Below are 22,317 nucleotides of genomic sequence, written 5' to 3'. Positions count from 1 at the left end.
TAGGGAACTCTATATATTATTAATAGAAAGTGAGCGATGAAAGCACTCTCTGTTTGCTGGGGTTTGATCGATATAATGCTGACAGGTGGGATGCTCCTTTGGTGTACCTCTGTGAGTGCCCAGCTAACTCCTGATGGCACCCTTAATACTACTGTTTCCCAAAGCGGTAATAACTTCACCATTACTAATGGTAGTGCCGCCAACAGTAACTTATTTCACAGTTTTCAGCAGTTTTCGGTTCCCACTGGCGGTTCGGCTACTTTTGATTTAGTAAACACGCCCAACATTTCTACCATCTTCAGCCGTGTTACTGGCGGTAATATCTCTAACATTGATGGCTTAATTCAGACGATTAACAGCCACAACCCCGTTAGTCTGTTCTTGATCAACCCTAGTGGGATCATCTTTGGAGCTAATGCCCAACTAAACATTGGGGGTTCGTTTATTGGTACCACTGCCAGCGGTATTAAATTTGCCGATGGTACTGAGTTTAGCGCAATTAATTCTGAATCTGCCCCCTTGTTGAGCATCAATGTTCCCATTGGGTTGCAACTGGGTAACAATCCCGCACCCATCAACATTCAAGGTACAGGACACACTTTAAGGAATATCAGTGGACTAACTCTGCTTCCCCCGACTCAGATTCCCAGTTCTACAAAACTGCGGGTACAGCCGGGAAACACCCTAGCCTTTGTGGGTGGCGACATACATCTAAATGGGGCAAACCTAATCGCTGAAAGAGGACGAGTTGAATTGGGTAGTGTAAGCGGTACAGCATTGGTAAACCTGATACCAACCGCACAGGGCTATACACTGGGATATGGGAATGTACAAAGCTTTGGCGATATTCAACTGGCACAGCGATCGCTATTAGATATCAGCGGCGTGAATGCAGGTTCCGTTCAAATTCAGGGTAGGCAAATTCAATTCACCGATGGCTCTCTGGTACTGGCGCAAAATTTTGGCAATCTCCCCGGTGGTGACATTCGCCTTCAGGCTACAGAGTCCATTAATCTAATTGCCAAAACAGCCGATGGCACAATTCAGAGCGGAGTGCGTAGTGATGCTTTGGGTATGGGAGCTAGCGGGAATATCAGCGTTATTACTCCCAACTTCACTATCAAGTCGGGAGCGGGGTTGAATAGCACAACTCTTGGAGCAGCTCCCAGTGGCAATATTTACATTGATGCAACCGCCATTGAACTGTCTGGCTTTTCACCCAATAATCCTGCTAACGTCACCACGCTAAACACTACTACACTAAGCACTGGAAATGCTGGTGATGTTTTCGTCAATGGTAATAGTCTACTAGTATCAAGCGGTGCCTCACTATCTTCGGCTACCTTTGGCAGTGGTTCTAGCGGTAAAGTGACGATTCGCAACAACAATACCACGGTGATGGGAGAAAGTCCTTCTGGACTTTACAGCAACATTAGCTCAACTACATTTGCAACCGGAAGTGCCAAAATGTTGACCCTGAATACTGCGAAATTGCAAATTTTGGATGGGGGGGCAGTTGCCACTACCTCATTTTTTGCAGGTAATGGGGGAGATTTGAGGATCAATGCTACTGAAGCGATCGTCATCAGTGGTGAAGGTCGGGCAACTAATAGCAGCATTAACGCCTCCACCATCCGACCCGATCCGTCATTGCGGAAACGATTTGGTCTACCAGATATATTAACAGCGAATGCCGGTACTTTGAGCATTACCACACCGAACTTAACGCTGACGAATGGCGGGACAGTTAGTGTCACCAGTCAAGGTAGTGGAAATAGTGGCAATATTAATATCAGTGCAGCCAGCATCAAATTAAAGAATCAAGGGTTTATTCAAGCACAAACAGAATCCGGTAATGGTGGCAATATTAAATTGTCCGCTAAAAACCTGTTGCTTCTGCAAGACAATAGCCAGATAACCTCAACAGCAGGCGGTTCAGGGAATGGAGGTAATATAAACATTAATGCACCCATCATCATCGGCTTGAAAAACAGCGACATTATTGCCAATGCAGTACAAGGCAGAGGTGGTAACATCCAAGTCACCACTCAAGGCATCTTTGGGCTGAAGTTCCGCAACCAACTCACTCCTGATAGTGACATTACTGCCAGTTCTCAATTTGGGGTAAGTGGCACGGTTCAAGTTAATACTATCGGTATCGATCCAAATTCGGGTTTAGTCGAACTACCAGTAAATGTGACCGATCCATCCCAGCAAATTGCTACAGGCTGTGCGGACAGTGAAGGCAGCCGCTTTGTGGCAACTGGACGAGGTGGTGTGCCACAAAATCCTAATCAGGTGACGAGTGATGTCTACGACGGGCTAGGCCTACGAACCTGGAATGATGTTCGCGATCTCTCTGTATACCGCAAAAGAAGCGAAGTGATAGCCCAAATACCCACAAAAGATGCAGTTCTTGTCCAGGCTACAGGTTGGGGACGTAATGCTGATGGCAAAATCGAGATATTTGCAGATAAACCTGCTACTCAGGTGCAACCAGCATTAACCTGTGCTGCGATTCCGAGAAGTTAATGATGTTATCAATCATATCATTTAGGGAACTCTAATTTTAAATCAGTAAAAGAAGTCTTTAATAATGAAAGCCGTACCCTTTGTATTTATATTGACAAGTGGGTTATTAACTCCAGGGATGATGCTAAGGGCGATCGCTCAGGTGACATCCGATGGTACTACCAATACCGTTGTCAACCAAAGTGGTAATAATTTTAATATTCTTAACGGTATACAAAAAGGTAAGAATTTATTTCACAGTTTCAGTAATTTCTCTATACCCACAGGTAACACAGCAATCTTCAACAACGCCGCAGATGTGCAAAATATCTTCAGTCGCGTCACTGGTGGGAGTGTTTCCAATATTGATGGTTTAATTAAAGCCAATGGTAGCGCTAATTTATTTTTGCTTAATCCCAGTGGGATAATTTTCGGTGCAAATGCCCAACTTAATCTTGGCGGCTCCTTTATTGGGACAACTGCCCAGAGCATTAAATTTAGTGATGGTGCTGAATTTAACGCTATTAATCCCCAAGCTAACCCCTTATTAAGTATCAATGTTCCTATTGGACTGCAAATGGGTAATAATCCCGCATCAATCACTGTTCAAGGTACAGGACACCGCTTGACTAATATCGGTGGGCTGCCTCTTGTGACTCAAAATCCGAGTGCGACAGAATTGCGGGTACAGCCGGGAAAAACCCTAGCTTTGGTAGGTGGTAATCTGAATCTGAATGGGGCAACTCTGACCGCCAAGCAAGGGCAAGTAGAATTAGGCAGTGTGAGTGGTTCAGGATTGGTTAGTTTGCTCCCAACTGCACAGGGATATACTTTGGGATATGAAGATGGGCAAAAGTTTGGTGATATTCAGCTTACAGGGCGATCGCTATTAGATATAAGCGGGGTGAATGCAGGTTCCGTTCAAATTCGGGGGCGACACATTCAATTCACCGATGGCTCTCTGGTGCTGGCGCGAAATTTAGGCAATATACCCGGCGGCGACATTCGCCTTCAGGCTACAGAGGCGATTGATTTGATTGGCACAACAGCTGATAGCACAATTCGCAGTGGGGTGCGTACTGAAGTTGTGGGTATCGCAGCTAGTGGGAACATCAGTGTAATTACTCCCCAGTTTACCCTCCAGCAGGGAGGGGGGTTGAATAGCATTTCAGTTGGAGTGGCTTCCAGTGGCAATATCCACGTTGATGCAACAGCGATTAAACTGTCTGGCTTGTCACCAATCAATCCAAAGGTTAGTAGCCTTTCTACTTCTGGCTATGGTTCTGGGAACGCTGGCGATATCTCCGTCAATGCCAATAGTTTACTGGTGTCAAATGGTGGATCGCTGATTTCAGCTACATTTGGCAGTGGCTCCAGTGGTAAAGTGACGATTCGCACCAATCACACCACTGTCATGGGAGAAGGCCCCGATGGAATATATAGCAACATTAGCTCAATCACTTTTGCGACCGGAAACGCCAAAACTTTGACCCTAGATACCGCCAAATTGCAAATTCTGGATGGGGGAGCAATTGGGACAACTACATTTTTTGCCGGTAATGGGGGAGATATAAGCATTAACGCCACGGAATCGATCGAGATTAGCGGTCGCAGTCGAAGCAATAACAGCAGTATCAACTCATCTAGCATTCTACTACCTCTACTACTCCGGCAGAGATTCCATCTACCGGATAAACTCACGGCAAATGCAGGTAATGTGAGCATTAACACGCCGAGCCTAACGCTGACAGATGGCGGGACAGTCGGTGTCACTAGTCAAGGTAGCGGCAATGGTGGCAGTCTCAAGATCGCAGCCAATACCATCCGATTAGACCGTCAAGGAAGTATTCAGGCACAAACAGAATCAGGTAATGGAGGTAATATCGCTTTACAAGTTGGGAACTTATTGCTACTGCGTGATAAGAGCGCGATCGCAGCAACAGCAGGCGGTAATGGTGATGGAGGTAATATAAACATTAATGCACCCATCATCATCGGCTTAAAAAACAGCGACATTATTGCCAATGCAGTACAAGGCAGAGGTGGTAACATCCAAATCACCACTCAAGGCATCTTTGGGCTGAAGTTCCGCAACCAACTCACTCCTGATAGTGACATTACTGCCAGTTCCCAATTTGGGGTAAGTGGCACGGTTCAAGTTAATACTATTGGTATCGATCCAAATTCGGGTTTAGTCGAACTACCAGTAAATGTGACCGATCCATCCCAGCAAATTGCTACAGGCTGTGCGGACAGTGAAGGCAGTCGCTTTGTGGCAACGGGACGGGGTGGTGTGCCACAAAATCCTAATCAGATGGCAAGTGATGTCTACGACGGGCTACGCCTACGAACCTGGGATGATATACGAGATTTATCTGCTTACCGCAAAAGTAGCAATGTCACCGCTCAAATACCCCCATCTCCACATATTCTAGTTCAAGCTATAACTTGGCATCGCCGCGCTGACGGCAAAATTGAATTAATTGCCGCTCCTTCTGTTGGCAATATACAGCCGTCGCTCACTTGTATGGCTGTGCCAAATTAAATTGGTGAAACGCGATCGCCGCTCAATTCCAAAAGTGACTAAATTTTATATATGATGACACCATTTTGGGAACCCTAGTTAATTAGGTACAATTGGAAATTCCGTGATGAAATTAATTTCTACTAGGTTCGGTGTCAGTAATCGAATTTGTAAGATACTGCTACCATTGGGGGTAATCTTCCTGGGGTGTAACAGTGCGATCGCTCAAGTGACATCCGATGGCACAACTAACACCATTGTCAATCCAAGTGGTAATAATTTTAATATTATTAACGGAATTGAAAAAGGTAATAATTTATTTCATAGCTTCAGTAATTTCTCTGTACCTACAGGTGGTTCAGCTAGATTTGATTTAATTAACACACCAAATATTACAACTATATTCAGTCGGGTTACAGGTGGAAATGTTTCCAATATTGATGGGTTAATTAGCACGCTTAATAGTAGTAACCCGGTAAGTTTGTTTTTGATGAATCCTGCGGGGATTGTGTTTGGGGCAAATGCCCGCTTGAATATTGGTGGCTCCTTTGTGGGGACGACGGCGAATAGTATTAAGTTTGCCGATGGGACGGAATTTAGTGCTGTAAATGCTTCGGGTACTCCTTTGCTGACTATAAGTGTACCTGTGGGTTTGCAACTTGGGGCAAATGCTGGAGCGATACAAGTTCAAGGGGCAGACTTGCGAGTTAAAACCGGGCAAACACTAGCATTAGTTGGTAGTCAAATCGACATGACAGGGGCAAAACTGACGGCACCAAATGGGCATATCGAACTGTGGGCTTTGCAAAATGCTGGGATTCAAATAGAAAATCAAGCTCAATGGCAACTGACGAGTCCTGTGGCTATGACAAATTGGGGCACAATTACGTTACAACAAGCTTCATTGGTTGATGCAAGTGGAATTAACGGGGGTGCAATCAACATCCGTGGACGTGGGTTGACGGTGCAGGATGGGTCGAATATTAGTTCCACTACCTTTGCTGGGCAAGGTAAGGGAATTACTGTCAACACCACAGACTTTGTTGATCTGCTGGGTGTTTCTCTCCCAGGACAAATTAATCCTGGCATTGGAACTTCTTTAGGTATCTTTTTTGGGCCTCCAGCAACTGGACGAGCTGGAGATGTAACAGTAGAGACAGGACGCTTAAAGTTAGCAAATGGAGCTTGGCTTCAGTCCTCTTCTAATGGCAACAATTCTCGATCGGGAGATGTAACTGTTCGGGCTTCAGATGTAGAGGTGGTAGGTTCTAATCCATTTATTCAAATCCCCACCTCGATTACCACCACTCTCTTTGGTGGCAAGAACAATCAGAGTGGAAATATTTCCATCGAAACAAATCGAATGCGGCTGCAAGATGGTGGAATCGTCAGTACATCTTTGATACCCTTTAACGGTATCTCTCCTCCCACAGGCAAGGCTGGAAATATCTCAATCCGAGCAACTGAGAGCCTTGATATCTCAGGATACACACCCTCTCTACTACTGTCTGGAGTGGGTACGAGAATTGGTCAAACAGAAGGAGACGCGGGAAATATCTCAATCGATGTTGGACGTTTGCATCTCTTTAATGGCGGGTCTATCCGCAGTACTTTATCAGGAAAAGGGAAAGCGGGAAATATCACCATTCACGCGCAAGAGGTAGCAGTTAGCGATCCAGTAATTGATGTTATCAGCAAATTACCTGGTGGCATTACTGTTTCCGTGAGTGATAATTCAGTAGGTTCAGGTGGAAATATCGCCTTAACTGCTGACAACCTACGGCTCTTTAATGGAGGACAAATCACCTCTTCTAGCCAGGGTCAGGCAAATGCGGGGAATATTAACTTACAGGTTAAAAACATTGATATCCAGGGGATGTCTCAACCTTTAACTAACGGTCAAATTCTGCCCAGTGCGATCGCAGCATCTTCAACAACTAATTTTAACGCCGGAACGATAAAAATTACATCTGATACAGTCAAAATACGTAATAGTGCGGAAGTGACCGTGAGCAATATAGGAGGCGGAGATGCAGGTAATTTGAATATTACAGCCAATAATATTTTCCTCGACAATAAAGCCAGTCTGCGATCGGAAGTCAAAGGAGGTAGTCAAGGTAACATTCACCTCCAAGCAAATGATGTTTTGCTGTTACGTCATGGCAGTAATATTACAACTAATGCCACTGGTACTTCTACCGGAGGTAACATTGATATTACTGCTGGAGCTATTATTGCCCTTCCTGACGAAGATAGCGATATCGTTGCCAATGCGGTACTCGGAAGCGGTGGAAATATTCAAATCACCACCCAAGGCATCTTTGGGCTGAAATTCCGTCCCCAACTCACCCCAGAAAGCGACATCACCGCCAGTTCCCAATTTGGAGTGAGTGGCACTGTTCAAGTTAATAATATTGGTGTCGATCCAAATTCCGGCTTAGTCGAACTACCAGCAAATGTAACCAATTCATCGCAGCAAATTGCTACAGGTTGTTCTGCTAATGAAAGCAGTAAATTTGTTGCAACGGGTCGGGGTGGTGTGCCGCAAAATCCCAATCAGCAAGTAGCTAGCCTACGCACTTGGGACGATTTGCGAGATTTGTCTGCTTACCGAAAAACAGATACAGATCGGGTAACTACGCAGATACCTGTATCCCCAAAAGTCCTCGTTGAAGCCACTTCTTGGCAGCGCAATGCTAACGGCAAAATCGAATTAATTGCAACCCAATCTACCGTAAATATACAGCCCCACTTAACTTGTGATGCAGTTCCCAAGAGTTAATTTGCTCAGGAATCTTATAACCAAGTTGATTAAATTTCAAAGTGATATAGTATACAGACCAATAAACTATGGTAGTGATAATTACTTATGGGTTTCCAAGTTAAACAACTTCGTTGGCTATATATCAGTCTGAGTATTTTGAGCTTGTGTTTGGCAATAACCATTACACCTACTAGAGCGTCTTTGCCAGTACCAACAACTTCTACTCTGAATGTGTCAGCATCGACTTCTCAACCGACCAATTGGCTAGAACAAGGACGAAACCTTTACCATTCAGGACGCTTTGCAGAAGCAGTAACGATTTGGCAAACGGCAGCACAACAGTATCATACCCAAGGCGATCGCTTGAATGAAGCTCTAAGTTTAAGTTACCTCTCACTGACACAACAGGAGCTTAATCAATGGCAAGCAGCCCAACAGTCTATTGAGCAAAGTTTGAAAATATTGCAAACCTCTATTCCCTCTGCTGATGCAATTCTCTGGGCACAAGCACTCAATACGCAAGCAAATTTGCAATTGCATACTGGCAAAGCCGAAACCGCCCTCGAAAGTTGGCAAAAAGCTCAAAAATTTTATGAGCAAGCAGGCGACACAATGGGAAGTCTGGGTAGTCAAATCAACCAGGCACAAGCTTTACAAACTTTAGGATTTTACCGCCGTTCTAAACAACAGTTAGAGGTACTGACTCAAAAGCTGGGAGCAATGCCAGATTCAGAAATCAAAGTCAGTGGACTGCGATCGCTTGGTTTAGCTCTGCAAATAATTGGCGACTCTGGAAAAAGTCAACAGATTTTAGAGCAAAGTTTAGCGATCGCTCGCCAAATTTCAGCCCAACCCCAGTTAAGTTCTATCCTGATAAGCCTCGGCCAAACTGCCGTTGACTTGGAAGATCCAGAATCAGCATTAAATTACTTTGAACAGGCCCAACTCTTAACAACTAACCCAAGCGATCGATTACAAGCGCGTTTAGCTCAGTTCAAACTTTTCCTCAATTACGACAAACTGGAGTTTGCTAACCCACTCGCACCTCAACTACTCCAAGAACTTCGGGAACTGAACCCCAGTCACACCTCACTCTACGCAGCGATCAATTTTGTTGCCACTCTCAACCACCAGTCAAATTCTGACCAAATCCTACCGCTGAAAGATTTGGCGCAACTGATGGCAGTCACAGTGAAATCTGCACAGCAAATCCAGGATACTCAAGCCGAAGCTCATGCACTAAATCAGTGGGGAAAACTCTATCAGCGTACACAGCAGTTATCTGAAGCACAGGAGTTAACTCAGAAATCCCTCAACATTGCTCGCCAACTCCAAGCTAACGATATCATTGCTCAATCTGCTTGGCAGGTGGGACAGTTGTATAAACAACAAGGCGATCGCTCAAAAGCGATTAGTGCCTATACAGAAGCAGTCAACGCTTTAAAGGCACTGCGGGGAGATTTGGTGGCTATCAACCCTGATGTCCAGTTCTCTTTTCGCACCAGTGTGGAGCCTGTCTACCGAGAACTGGTTGATTTACTTCTAGAGAATGAACCGAGTCAAGCAGAACTAATCCAAGCTCGTGAATTGATTGAATCCCTCCAAATTGCGGAACTCGATAACTTTTTTCGGGAAGCCTGTTTAGATAAAACTCAACAGATCGATCGGGTTGATCCCACTGCAACCGTCATTTATCCAATCATCCTGCCAGATCGTTTAACAGTAATTCTCTCCAAAGCAGGGCAACCACTCCGTTCCTATGTCACTCATAAATCGCAAGCTGAAATTGAGCAGACTCTAGACAATTTTTTGGTTGCGCTTAACCCTGTCTCGGATTCTAAAGACCGAGATCGATTATCTCAACAAATTTATGGTTGGTTGATTCGTCCAGAGTCAGCAGAGCAAGCATTTATTGATACCAAGACATTGGTGTTTGTTTTGGATGGTCGATTGCGGAACATTCCCATAGCAGCTCTTTTTGATGGTAAGCAATATCTGATTGAGAAGTATGCTGTGGCACTCTCACCAGGATTGCAACTAATGGCGACGCGATCGCAAAACCACATCAGTGCGATCGTCGGTGGCATTAGCCAATCTCGCGCTGGTTTTAGTGCTTTGCCCGCCGTAGAATCAGAAGTGAAACAAATCTCCAAGTCCGTGTCGTCCTCTGTGTTGCTGAACCAGAAATTCACAAGTCTTGCCCTTGCTAAACAGGTGAAATCCAGTAGTGCAGGTATTGTCCACTTAGCAACCCACGGACAGTTTAGTTCCCGCCTCGAAGACACCTTCTTGCTTACTTGGGATGGACAAGTCAATGTTAAAGAATTATCTGAACTCCTGAAAAATCGTGGTAGCGATCCCTCAAAAGCCATTGAGTTGCTGGTACTAAGTGCCTGCGATACTGCCGCAGGCGACGATCGCGCCGTCCTGGGACTAGCGGGCTTGGCTGTCAAATCCGGCGCTCGCTCAACTATCGCTACCCTATGGCCCGTCAAAGATCGGGCAGCCGCGATGCTCATGACTCGCTTCTATGACCAACTCCGACAACCCAAAATTACTAAAGCTGAAGCACTAAGACAAGCACAAATTAGCCTAATTCACCAAACTGATTTCCACGAACCGTTCTTTTGGTCTGGCTTTGTTTTGATCGGCAACTGGATTTAGCTAAGTAATACAACGGAGTCAATTGCAAATAATTTAGGCTATTTTTTACAGCACTTCATCTGAAGCTCGCCTATACTGCTAGTAGAAGTTCCCTGATTTTACTCTTACTTAGACTTATTATCTGAGCTTCTGAACATAGTCGAAAGAAACGTATTTTGTTTGTATCACATTTCAATGACATAAGGAAAAAATCATGAAACGTCGGTATATAGCTAGTACATTGAGCGTCATCGCTCTGATCGCTAGCAGTACATGGACTACTGCCCTTGCTGTTACATTTACCCCACCCCCCAACAGTAGCTCTCCCAGACAATCAACGGGAGGAGCTTCTCGCGGTAGTATATTTACCCCTGCTGCCGGCAAAGGTGCGCCCAGACAAGCAACTGGAGGAGCTTCTCGCGGCAACCTCTTTACACCTGCCCCTGGCAAAGGTACGCCCAGACAGGCAACTGGAGGAGCTTCTCGCGGCAACCTTTTTACACCTGCCCCTGGCAAAGGCGCTCCCCAACAAGCAAGTGCGGGTGCTTCTCGCGTTGGTACTTACTACTTGAATCCATCGATTACAAGTACAACGCAACCAGCAGCGCTAATCGCCCTCTTGCCTCAAAATTTCTATGGCACAACGGTATCTGAACGTCCCACAATCTTGGTGTATCTACCAGCTTCCAATGCCGAAGAAGCAGTGTTCAGCCTCAAAGATGAAGCTGGCAATATGCAACATCAGATGAACATTTCAGTTGCAGGAAAAACTGGGGTAATCGCGATCGAATTACCAGCTAATGCACCCGCTTTAGCCGTTGGTAAAAACTATCAATGGTTTCTAGCACTGAAAGTAGATGGTCAACTCAGTCCGAGTACGCCCTACGTCGATGGTTGGATTCAGCGTATCCAGCCCAGCGCTGAGTTGGCAACAGCAATCCAAGAGCAAGATGCTTTGAAGCGGGCTACTATTTTGGGTAAAAACGGTGTTTGGTATGACTGTGTGGCAACACTTGCATCGGTATACACCACTCAACCTAACAATGCAACTCTCCGCAAACAATGGGAAGAACTTCTATCCTCAGTGAGTTTGAAGGAGATTGTAACAGCGAACTTATTAGCATCTACTAACTAATACCAATTTGGGCATTGGGTATGGGATAGTGACACATCCTTGGGTAAAGACGCGATGAATCGCGTCTCTACAAAGGGTTTATTTGTCCGATTCTTTTTTCAAATTGGTATTACTTCCACCCAGTCCCCATTACCTCTTATCCCCAGAGGGAACCCTACCTTCCCCAATCCCCATTGCATGACACAAATATGTGGCGCAGATTCCAGGCTTTTATCCAACGTACTCGCAGCGTTTTGATTATTACTCCTAGCGTTGCCTTGACGGTTATAGTTGGGCAATCTTTGGGACTTTTCAATTTACCGGAATGGGAAATTCGTGACGAATGGGTTCGTCAGCGATCTTCACAGGCGCTCGCAGATGAGATTGTGATTGTTACAATCGATGAGCGCGATATCCAATCGGTGCGTAAATGGCCAGTTCCAGACTGGGCGCTGGCACGATTACTAGAAAAAATCCGGGCGCAGCAGCCGAGAGCCATTGGCTTGGATCTCTATCGAGATTTACCGGAAGGAAGCGGACACGAGCAACTTGTTCGAGTCTTTCGCAACACTCCCAATTTAATCGGAGTTGAGAAAATTACTGGCGAACGCGTCAATCCCCCGCCGGAATTGAAAAAACAGGATCGGGTAGGATTAGCAGATTTAGTGTTAGATGGCGATCGCTTTGTACGTCGTGCCCTCTTGACAGCTGAAGATGCCAAAGAGAAAAACACTATTAAAGCCGGACTAGCAACCCTTGTAGCCCTAAAGTACCTCGAAGCTGAAAAAATTAGTTTAGAAAGCATTGACCCCAAAAAACAAAAGTTTCAGTTGGGTAAAGAAATTTACTTACCACTGCAAAATCAAGAAGCAGGTTATACCGATGCCGATTTAGGAGGTTATCAAATTCTGCTCAATTGGCATGGAACAGATGCCGCATTTCGGACAGTTGCGATGCGCGATGTGTTAGCAGGTAAAATTCCGGCAGATTTGATGCGCGATCGCATGGTATTTATTGGATCGATTGCCTCCAGTACCAATGATTTCTTCAGTACACCCTTCTCTTCCTGGATCTCTGCTCAAAAACCGACTCCAGGTGTGGTTGTTCATGCCAATATTGCTCATCAACTAGTACGAGGAGCAAAAACAGGAAATGCCAGTCTGCACGGTGTTTCTGGCATTTCTTTATCACTCTGGATTGTTTTGTCGTCTGTCATTGGTTCTACAGGCAGTTGGTTGTTATCCAGTAGCAAACTGCGGATTCCCGGCGGCAAAATTCTTTGGGCAACTGTAGGCATCAGTGGAGCCTGTATAGGGGGTGGCTATGGGATGTTTTTGTCTGGCGTTTTAATTCCGGTAACACCCACCTTAGCCGCGTTTATCGGTAGTGTGATTGCAACAACTAATGCCTATAAACAACGAAAGTTAGAAGAAACAAATCGCCAACTAGAAATTGCCAACAGTCAACTATTGGATTATTCCAAAACCCTAGAGACAAAAGTCGAAGAACGCACTCATGAATTAGTGGAGGCAAAGCAAGCTGCCGATGCTGCCAATCAGGCCAAGAGTGAGTTTCTCGCCAACATGAGCCACGAACTACGTACACCTCTCAATGGCATCCTTGGTTTTGCCCAGGTACTAGAAGGATCGCCAAACATGACAGCTAAAAACCTAGAAGGAGTCAGCATTATCTACCAATGCGGTTCGCATCTTTTGATGCTGATCGATGACATTCTCGATCTCTCGAAGATAGAAGCGAGGAAATTGGATTTGGTTGTCACTAGCGTGCATCTGCCTAGTTTCTTACATGGTGTAACAGAGATTTGTGGTATCCGGGCTGAACAGAAAGGGATTGGATTTAATGTCTTAATTAGCGATCGCCTACCACTGGCCGTTGAAGTTGATGAAAAGCGGCTGCGGCAAGTGTTAATTAACTTACTGGGCAACGCGATCAAATTTACAGACAACGGTAGTGTAACGTTCAAAGTGGAAGTCATTAGTGATTCGTCATTGGTCATTGGTCACGAGTCTAAACAAATGACAAAGGACAAAGGACAAATGACACATCAGAAAATTCGTTTTCAGATAGAAGATACGGGTATTGGGATGTCACCAGATCAACTGGAGAAAATCTTTTTGCCCTTTGAGCAAGTGGGTGAAGCAGGGCAACGATCTGAAGGTACTGGCTTGGGATTGGCCATTAGCCAAAGAATTGCGGCATTGATGGAAAGCCAAATTCAGGTGCAGAGTCACCTGGGTGAAGGAAGTCTGTTTTGGCTGGATTTGACAGTATCAGTACCACTCGCTCATGACTGGCTTGGAGGAGCGATGTCTAAGACGGATTACATTCCAACTCCCCAGAAAATTACCGGGATTCAGGGTAGTGCGCCTCAAATTCTGATTGTCGATGACGATCGCAACCACTGTTCTATGTTGACCAATCTGCTGCAAGAAATTGGCTGTCGAACCCTAGAAGCCACCGATGGCAAACATGGGCTACAAATAGCAATTGAACACAATCCAGATGTGATTCTACTCGATTTAGCCATGCCCAATATGGATGGTTTTGAGCTAATGGTTCACCTCCAAGCCAATCCACAAACCCGTTCTATTCCGATCATCGTTTCTAGTGCCAGCGTTTTTGAGTCAAATCGTCAGCGGAGTTTAGAGGCAGGGGCAACAGCATTTCTACCCAAACCCCTCCAGATTGACGAACTACTCAATAGATTGCGATCGCTCTTGGGAGTGGAATGGATATATGCCGAATCTTCGCCTTCCAAAGATGAGCAGATAACTAGTAGTGAATGGGTTCTACCATCCCAAGATGTTTTGCAACAACTCTATCATCTGGCAATGATGGGAGATATCTCGGCGATTGAGGGAATGTTAAGAGAACTAATTGAAGAAAACAGTCAACTAGCTCCCTTCGCAGCAGAGTTAAGCAAACTCACTGCCAATTTCCAAACCGGAAAAATCCGTAAGTTACTCAAATCATTTGTCACAACGGAGTTACATCCATGATCGCTGTTCCGATCTCGAAACCCATACATATTTTATTAGTGGATGACAATCCAAACAATCTCAAAGTGCTATCGGAAGCGATTCAGAAGTGTGGCTGGAAAGCCCTGATGGCAACAGATGGAGAGTCAGCCATCGAACAAACAGAATACGCTCATCCCGATCTGATTCTTTTGGATGTGATGATGGCAGGTATTGATGGATTTGAAACTTGTCGCAGACTGAAAACCAATCCGATCACCCAGAAGATTCCGGTGATTTTCATGACTGCCCTATCCGATTCTACAGATAAGGTGGCCGGACTGGAAATAGGTGCAGTTGACTACATTACCAAACCCTTCCAATACGAAGAAGTCATTGCCCGTTTAAAATTACACCTGAAAATTTCCCATCTCACCCGCACACTAGAAGAACGCGTGCAAGAACGCACCAGAGAATTAACTCAATCTCTACAACAGTTACAGCAAACCCAACTACAAATGATCCAGAGTGAGAAAATGTCTACTTTGGGGCAGTTGGTTGCAGGTATTGGTCATGAAATTAATAATCCGGTTGGTTTTGTTGGCGGAAATTTATCTTATATTGAGGAACATGTAAATAATCTCCTTCGCCTGGTCAGCCTGCAACAGCAGAAGCTAACGCAGTCAGACTCGGAAATTCAAGAGCTTCTTGCAGAAATTGACTTGGAGTATCTGACAGAGGATCTGCCAAAACTACTGGCATCAATGCACCAAGGAATTACCCGTCTGAAAGATATCAGTCTCTCTTTGAGAACTTTTACTCGCGCAGATATTTCATCTCAGGTGGAGTTTCAGATTCACGAAGGAATTGATAGCACCTTAATGCTGTTGAAACATCGACTCAAAGGCAATGGCGATCGCACTAAAATCCAGGTTGTCACACAATACGGTGAGTTACCTCCAATCAGTTGCTATCCAGGACAACTGAATCAGGTGTTCATGAATATCATCGCCAATGCCATTGATGCATTTGATGAACTCCATCAAAACAATTGCGATCGAGATATTGCTGCTTGCCCGAACATCATCACCATTACCACATCGGTTGATACCCAACAAAAAGCCGTTACAATTTGTATCCAAGATAACGGCCCTGGTATGCTGACTGAGGTGCAATCTCGAATTTTTGAGCAATCTTTCACAACCAAGGCTGTAGGCAAAGGAACCGGACTGGGATTAGCGATCAGCTACCAAATTATTGTTGACAAACACAACGGACAAGTCAAATGCTTGTCAATACCTGGTGAGGGGACAAAATTTATTATTACTCTACCGATGTAGTTTCTATGCCAAAACCTCCAGCTTCAAGATGACGAACTAGCGATTGAATAATAGGTGTGGCAATACTAATACCAAATAAAGCATTGAAGCCTGCAACAACCACTGGTGCTGACAAAATAACTGTAAATTCGGGAAATAAAGCTAACACAGCCACCAAAACCAAAAAAACAATTGGTGTTGCAATACCTGCTGCTTTTGCTGCTTCAAAAATTAGATTTTTATACTCTTCAACAGTGATGTCACCTCGATAAAGATCCAAAGAGTAAGAAATCGCCGTGACTACAACCTGAGTGAGAATAGCTGTTCCCGTTGCAGTAATCCCAAGTTTCGCGATCGTCCCAGAATTGCTGATAATAGAATCTACTGCATTATAAACTCGAATATAAAACTGTTCGCCAACGGTCATGACTTTAGCACCTCGGCGAAAATTATCAACACCTACTTCCCAAAGGATATTATCAGCAGCATTCGAGCCACCTTGAGAACGTGGCTTGATGTGGCTACCATGCTTATCTCTAAGAAATTGACGAATTGTATATTCTTTACCTCCTAGCTTTGATGTGCCAGGAATTTTTTCAAAAAGCTTCATCACATTTGCATCAGAGCGAGGTAAGTCTCCCACCCGAACGCCAGCACGATATCTCATACCAATTCAATTAATGATTGCAACACATCCTTGGGTGAAGAAGACGCGATGAATCGCGTCTCTACAAATGGTCTATTTGTTGCATTCTTTTTTTAAACTTGAAAGCGATCGCCGATTCCGATCGTTGAGCTTTAAAACTCGGAACTTGAGCTTTAGAACTTAAAACATCAAATTCTCTACTCAAACTCCGAGTTTCTAAGCTGTAACTTTCAACCTCTTAAGCAAAATTGCCGATAGATTTTTTGCACTATTGATGCTTACGGCTGCATTCCAGATTTACAGATGAAATTGCGCCTCGATCAATTTTTAGTTTCTACCTTTGAAAGAGTTTAGCCATTCTTGAACTTGCTCTCTTGCAATATCGCGCCCTCCAAGACCAAAAGCTAGGGCAATAGCAACTGCGATCGCACCTAGTAAAAGTCCAAAGGCTAAATTCACAATATCACTGGCAACTCCAATCTGTTGCAGTGCCATTGCCGAGACTAAGGCAATAATTGCAATCCGCGCCACTTGTCCCAAAATCTGGGCTTGGCGATCGCCTGAACTGGTAATGATGTTAAAAGCCAAATTTGCCAAGAATAAGCCAATGGCAAAGATCACCAATCCGGCCAAAATCCGCCCGAATATAATCACAATCCCAGACACTAATGCTGTCAGGGCTGGAATATTCAAGATATTCACCGCCGCCACTGTCGCAAACAGCACGATCCCCACTAAAGCAACAATGCCTACAACTTCTGATGGAGTGCGGGTTGGAATCGGTGGGGTTGCTGATTCTGTGGAGATGACGATTCGTCTGCTGGCTGTAGTCAGACCCAAAATAGTGAAAATGTTATTAAACCCTAAATTGGTGAGGATACTTGTAACCAAGTCCGCGATAAACCGCCCAATGAAATAAGCAACAATCAAAATTGCTGCGGCTGTAAAGATGGCAGGTAAGGCGTTGAGAATCTGTTGCAGCATAGCGATCGCTGGTATTGATATCGCATCAATTCGCAAGGCATTCAGCGCTGCGATCGCTACAGGAATCAGAATCAAAACATAGACAATTGTGCCGATAATACTCGATAGAGGTTGTACCCCCGCACTTGTAGATAATCCCAACCGACTACCTAAATGGTCAAGACCAGTTGTCGCCAGCAAGTTCGTCACAATCCGCCGTACTATATTAGCGATGAACCAGCCAACTACAGCAATCAAGATCGCCGCTAAAATGTTCGGCAGAATTAGCAGAACTTGTGTAATTAGAGCTTGTACTGGTTGTAGAGCCTGCCTGAGTCCGAGAGTATCTAAAACTGGGGCAAGAAACAGTAAAAATATAAACCAATACAGAGCATTGCCAATTGTCTCACTCAGAGATAGCTGATTGAGGCTGGGTGCGCTGTCTTCTGGTTCTGGATTCAAACGCTCATCCAGATTAAATGCCTGTAATGAACGCACAGTGATAATCTTCACAATCGTCGCTAAAAACCAAGCAGTTATCAAAAGGATTCCTGCACCAACCAACTTTGGCAAAAAGCCAATAAGTTGATCGAGAAAACTATTCAGGGGTCGAGAGGCTACCTCTAAATCTAATGCCTGTAAAACAGCTACCGCCGTCAACAAGATAATGCTCCAAAAGACTAAGCCGGAGATTAATTTCTCCACTTGGGGAACATCTTGACGACCCGTTACGCCAGCAGCAATGCGATTATCTATGTTTGTGCGCTTGAGAATTCCTTGTGTCAGTGCCGCTACACCGAAGGCAATTAGCAAACCTACCAATAAAATTGCTACCGCCCCTAAAAGACGAGGCGTAAATAGAATCAACTGTTGAACAATACCTTGCACATCAGCGATTCCTTGATTCACTGCTGGTTGTATTGGTTGCAGGCTGGGCGATGATTGTGCCAAAAATTGCTGTACCCTTGTGGATAAACCAACTCCATAGGCGTAGCCCGTCGTAGACATCACCTGGGTTATTTCTTGCCAAGTTGTGTTCATGGTTTTCGGGAATTATGCTTAAGTATTCGCCGCAAACACTGAGTCAGTGTTTTGCCTATCAATTTACCAGTAAAAACATACATATTTACTCATATTTGATTTAATATGCGGGCATTGGCAGTGCTGAGTGCTGAGTTAGGAGTTAGGAGTTAGGAGTTTTGTTTATCTCCTTGTCCCCTTGTCCCCTTGTCTCCTCACTCCCTCACTCCCCTGCTCCCACTTTGCTGAATTTTGCGTTACTCTAATTGCAGCAACAGCACTAAAGATGTGGAATGTCCCAAGTTTTGGAACAATCGATTCAAATTAATGCTACAGCTACAGTGGTGGAGCGCTGTATTAGCGATTTAGCTCTCATGCACCGTTGGCTCAACCCCGTTCTCCGTTGCGAACCTGTGGGCGAAGCTTGGAGTACGGATATCGGCAGTAAAAGTCGTTTTATTATTCAAATTCCTCTACTAAAACCCACCCTGAATAGCGTAGTTGTAGAACGACAACCGGGTTTGATAGTCTGGGAATTTCAGGGGTTTTTTCAAGGGCGCGATCGCTGGGAATGTCAGCCAACAGAAAAGGGAACGCGCCTACTCAACCGCTTTGAGTACGATATCCCTAACCCTTTAATTAGTTGGGGTTTTAACACTTTTGCTGCGTCTTGGACAAAAGAAGATATGCAAGCCCAGCTGCGCCGCCTCAAACGAGTTGCAGAAGAACAAAATTAGTCATTAGTCATTAGTCACTTGTACTGAGCGACTTGCCCTGAGCGTAGTCGAAGGGAGCCGAAGTATTAGTCATTTGTCATTGGCTTACTAAAATTTTCCCAGTCTCCAGTCCCCACTCCCCATTCCCTACTTGTCTTTACTCAATTCGGTAAGTAGCCGCCGAATCACAGATGCATCCTCGGCATCGGGAACTTTTGCTAAATAATTTTGTAAGTCGTCTATGGCTTGAGGGTAGTAACCGAGTTGATAGTAGATCAAACCGCGATCGCGCAATTCTAAAGTTAAACCAGGAAACAACAACAAAATTCGTTCGACTGCTGCCAGTGTTTTTTCTAACTCTTGCTGTTTGAGGTAAATAAATTTTAAATTTGTCAACATCCGGGCCAAAAATTGCCGATTACTAACTACAGCTAAAAATTCTGGTTGTAGCGTCACAGGTTGCTGATAAAGTTGAGATAGGCGTTCCTCGCAATCTTGGGGAAATATTATTTCACCGCCATTGAAGGCATCCACAAAAATCTCTATATCAGGAATATCTGGGCGGATCAGGAAATGTCCTGGCATACCTATACCGACCATTGGAAAATCAATCCGTCGAGCAACTTCCAGGTAAACCAGCGCTAAGGTAATGGGAATCCCCAATCGGCGATCGATTACATCATTGAAAAAGCTGTTGCGCGGATCGTAATAGTCAATTTTATTACCAGAAAATTTTAAATCTTCGTAGAGATACTGATTAATAGTTTGAACTATCCGCAAAGGATATCTTGAATCAGGCAGACGTTCTTGAAGCTCCCATGCCATTGTATCAAGGGCGTTGAGATATTCCTCTGGGTCTAGCTTGGGATATTCTTCTTGTGCAATGTACAATGCTGCCTTTGCTAGATCAATTTGCTCGTCAGACTGCTGAATCTCCTGGTAAAAATATTGTCGTGCTGACGATAAATTCATAAGCTGTTGCTCGGTGGAGGTGTGAGGATGAAGCCGCAGGTACGCCTAACTTTGGCATCGCGGCTTGGCTAAAAGCTGTTTTTTATATCTATCTTCATCTTATGGATATTCAGAAGTTTTGGAAATGTATTTTATAGATAGCTTTATATATCTATTACTAACTAACTTTTAGTAAATGCTGCGTTGGTGATGTCTTTGATGGACTGTACCCACACAAATCACATGATGTAATAAAAATATGCATTATTTCAAGGCAGAAGTTAGATATCAAATATCTAGCTTTTTACCTATAAGTGGAAATATTTAAATAATTTAGAGTAATAGTATTTTTTGATACAGCGCGTTACAACTAGGGCGATCGCATTTGAAAAATGAAATTAAGATAAACTTGAGCGTATTCTGTCAATCTGGTCAGGATGAGGACTACAACCCCAACTGCCAAACTCCTTTTTAAGGAATTACTAAGAGAGTTATGTCCCCGTCCGATGCTAGAGTGAAAGGTGACATTGCTTATTCTTATGTCTTCTCCGACCTTATCTGAAAAATAGCTTCAATCATTAGGCGCAGCATGGTCACAACCGCAGAAAAAACAAACATTGGCTACATTACCCAAATCATTGGCCCAGTTGTAGACGTTAAATTTCCCGGCGGGAAATTGCCACAAATCTACAACGCTTTGAAAATCGTTGGCACCAACGAAGGTGGACAGGAAATCAATCTCACCGTTGAAGTACAGCAACTGCTGGGCGACAACCAAGTGCGGACTGTTGCGATGAGTTCCACCGAAGGCTTAGTGCGCGGTTTTGAAGTCACCGATACAGGCGCTCCCATTAACGTGCCAGTTGGTAAAGCCACTTTGGGTCGGATTTTCAACGTCCTTGGCGAACCTGTGGATAACAGGGGCCCTGTAAATGCTGAGGCAAGTTTACCCATCCACCGCTCTGCTCCCAAATTCACCGACCTGGAAACAAAGCCTTCCGTGTTCGAGACTGGGATTAAAGTTGTTGACCTTCTGACTCCCTATCGACGCGGCGGTAAGATTGGTCTATTCGGCGGTGCTGGTGTTGGTAAAACCGTGATCATGATGGAGTTGATCAACAACATCGCTACTCAGCATGGTGGAGTATCCGTTTTTGCTGGCGTGGGCGAACGCACCCGTGAAGGTAATGACCTATACAACGAAATGATTGAATCTGGGGTTATCAACAAAGACAACCTCAACGAATCAAAAATTGCTCTAGTTTACGGTCAAATGAACGAACCACCCGGAGCTAGAATGCGGGTTGGTCTTTCAGGATTGACAGTAGCAGAATACTTCCGCGATGTGAACAAGCAGGATGTGCTATTGTTTATTGACAACATTTTCCGGTTTGTACAAGCAGGTTCGGAAGTATCGGCGTTACTCGGTCGGATGCCTTCAGCGGTGGGATATCAGCCCACATTGGGAACCGACGTAGGTGAACTGCAAGAGCGGATTACCTCGACTACCGAGGGTTCGATTACCTCCATTCAAGCAGTGTACGTACCAGCGGATGACCTCACCGACCCCGCACCTGCTACCACCTTCGCTCACTTGGATGGTACAACAGTACTGTCTCGCGGTTTGGCAGCTAAGGGAATTTATCCTGCGGTTGACCCCCTTGGTTCGACTTCCACCATGCTCCAGCCCAATATTGTCGGTGATGAACACTACAATACGGCGCGGGCGGTGCAATCAACTCTGCAACGTTATAAAGAACTCCAAGACATTATCGCCATTCTTGGTCTAGATGAATTGTCTGAAGAAGACCGTCTCATCGTAGCGCGCGCCCGGAAAGTTGAGCGTTTCTTGTCTCAGCCGTTCTTTGTGGCAGAAGTATTCACCGGTTCTCCTGGTAAGTACGTGAAGTTGGAAGATACCATTAAAGGGTTCCAAAAGATTCTGTCTGGTGAGTTGGACGATCTGCCAGAACAGGCTTTCTACTTAGTTGGCGATATTAACGAAGCGATCGCCAAAGCTGCAAAAATCAAAGGTTAGTCATTAGTCATTGGTCATTGGTCATTGGTCACTGGTCATTGGTCATTAGTCATTAGTTATTAGTTCAAGGCTAATGACTAATGGCAATTACAACTGACATAGACGCGCCAGCGGTGAAGTAGCGCGGTCT

At 44.8% G+C, this 22,317-nt stretch carries 12 protein-coding genes; 9 read left to right on the top strand and 3 right to left on the bottom strand.

Annotation, left to right across the window (positions count from 1 at the left end):
* Positions 1 to 36 precede the first annotated feature (36 nt).
* The 7 genes from ACR5KR_RS31820 (at position 37) to ACR5KR_RS31790 (ending at position 15,874) form a co-directional block, all read left to right on the top strand.
* On the top strand, positions 37 to 2,532 hold the full coding sequence (locus tag ACR5KR_RS31820) for a two-partner secretion domain-containing protein (RefSeq protein ID WP_448269285.1): 2,496 nt from the start codon (positions 37 to 39) through the stop codon (positions 2,530 to 2,532).
* Positions 2,533 to 2,596: 64 nt separating this feature from the next.
* Positions 2,597 to 5,056: a two-partner secretion domain-containing protein gene (locus ACR5KR_RS31815; protein WP_445629163.1), complete on the top strand. Its 2,460-nt coding sequence runs from the start codon at positions 2,597 to 2,599 to the stop codon at positions 5,054 to 5,056.
* Between the two features lie 106 nt (positions 5,057 to 5,162).
* On the top strand, positions 5,163 to 7,817 hold the full coding sequence (locus tag ACR5KR_RS31810; protein ID WP_448269284.1) for a two-partner secretion domain-containing protein: 2,655 nt from the start codon (positions 5,163 to 5,165) through the stop codon (positions 7,815 to 7,817).
* 87 nt (positions 7,818 to 7,904) lie between these two features.
* Positions 7,905 to 10,463, top strand: a complete 2,559-nt coding sequence (locus ACR5KR_RS31805; RefSeq protein WP_448269283.1) for a CHAT domain-containing protein — start codon at positions 7,905 to 7,907, stop codon at positions 10,461 to 10,463.
* Positions 10,464 to 10,656: 193 nt separating this feature from the next.
* Entirely contained in the window at positions 10,657 to 11,577 is a 921-nt protein-coding gene (locus ACR5KR_RS31800; protein ID WP_448269282.1) for a DUF928 domain-containing protein, read from the top strand.
* A gap of 188 nt (positions 11,578 to 11,765) precedes the next feature.
* Complete coding sequence (locus ACR5KR_RS31795; RefSeq protein WP_448269281.1) at positions 11,766 to 14,576, top strand: CHASE2 domain-containing protein; 2,811 nt, start codon at positions 11,766 to 11,768, stop codon at positions 14,574 to 14,576.
* A complete protein-coding gene (locus ACR5KR_RS31790; protein WP_448269280.1) occupies positions 14,573 to 15,874 on the top strand; it encodes a hybrid sensor histidine kinase/response regulator in 1,302 nt (433 codons plus the stop codon). Before ACR5KR_RS31795 ends, ACR5KR_RS31790 begins: the two co-directional genes overlap by 4 nt.
* Here the strand turns inward: ACR5KR_RS31790 and ACR5KR_RS31785 are convergent.
* Together ACR5KR_RS31785 and ACR5KR_RS31780 are read right to left on the bottom strand one after the other, a co-directional pair.
* Positions 15,858 to 16,520 carry a hypothetical protein gene (locus ACR5KR_RS31785; protein WP_448269279.1) on the bottom strand — a complete coding sequence of 221 codons (663 nt, stop codon included), beginning with the start codon at positions 16,518 to 16,520 and terminating at the stop codon, positions 15,858 to 15,860. The two genes, ACR5KR_RS31790 and ACR5KR_RS31785, sit on opposite strands and share 17 nt — an antisense overlap.
* A 306-nt stretch (positions 16,521 to 16,826) precedes the next feature.
* Positions 16,827 to 18,503 carry a mechanosensitive ion channel gene (locus ACR5KR_RS31780; protein WP_445629156.1) on the bottom strand — a complete coding sequence of 559 codons (1,677 nt, stop codon included), beginning with the start codon at positions 18,501 to 18,503 and terminating at the stop codon, positions 16,827 to 16,829.
* Positions 18,504 to 18,775: 272 nt separating this feature from the next.
* Here ACR5KR_RS31780 and ACR5KR_RS31775 point away from each other — a divergent pair, with 272 nt between their 5' ends.
* Complete coding sequence (locus ACR5KR_RS31775; protein WP_448269278.1) at positions 18,776 to 19,219, top strand: SRPBCC family protein; 444 nt, start codon at positions 18,776 to 18,778, stop codon at positions 19,217 to 19,219.
* Between the two features lie 126 nt (positions 19,220 to 19,345).
* Here the strand turns inward: ACR5KR_RS31775 and ACR5KR_RS31770 are convergent, their stop codons facing one another.
* A complete protein-coding gene (locus ACR5KR_RS31770) occupies positions 19,346 to 20,170 on the bottom strand; it encodes a SirB1 family protein (protein ID WP_445629154.1) in 825 nt (274 codons plus the stop codon).
* Positions 20,171 to 20,738: 568 nt separating this feature from the next.
* Here ACR5KR_RS31770 and atpD point away from each other — a divergent pair.
* A complete protein-coding gene (gene atpD / locus ACR5KR_RS31765) occupies positions 20,739 to 22,187 on the top strand; it encodes a F0F1 ATP synthase subunit beta (protein ID WP_322710336.1) in 1,449 nt (482 codons plus the stop codon).
* Positions 22,188 to 22,317 lie beyond the last annotated feature (130 nt).

Source organism: Nostoc sp. DSM 114159 (assembly GCF_053470285.1).
The sequence above is the reverse complement of the archived record's forward strand: the minus strand, read 5'-3'. Positions and strand labels throughout refer to the sequence as shown.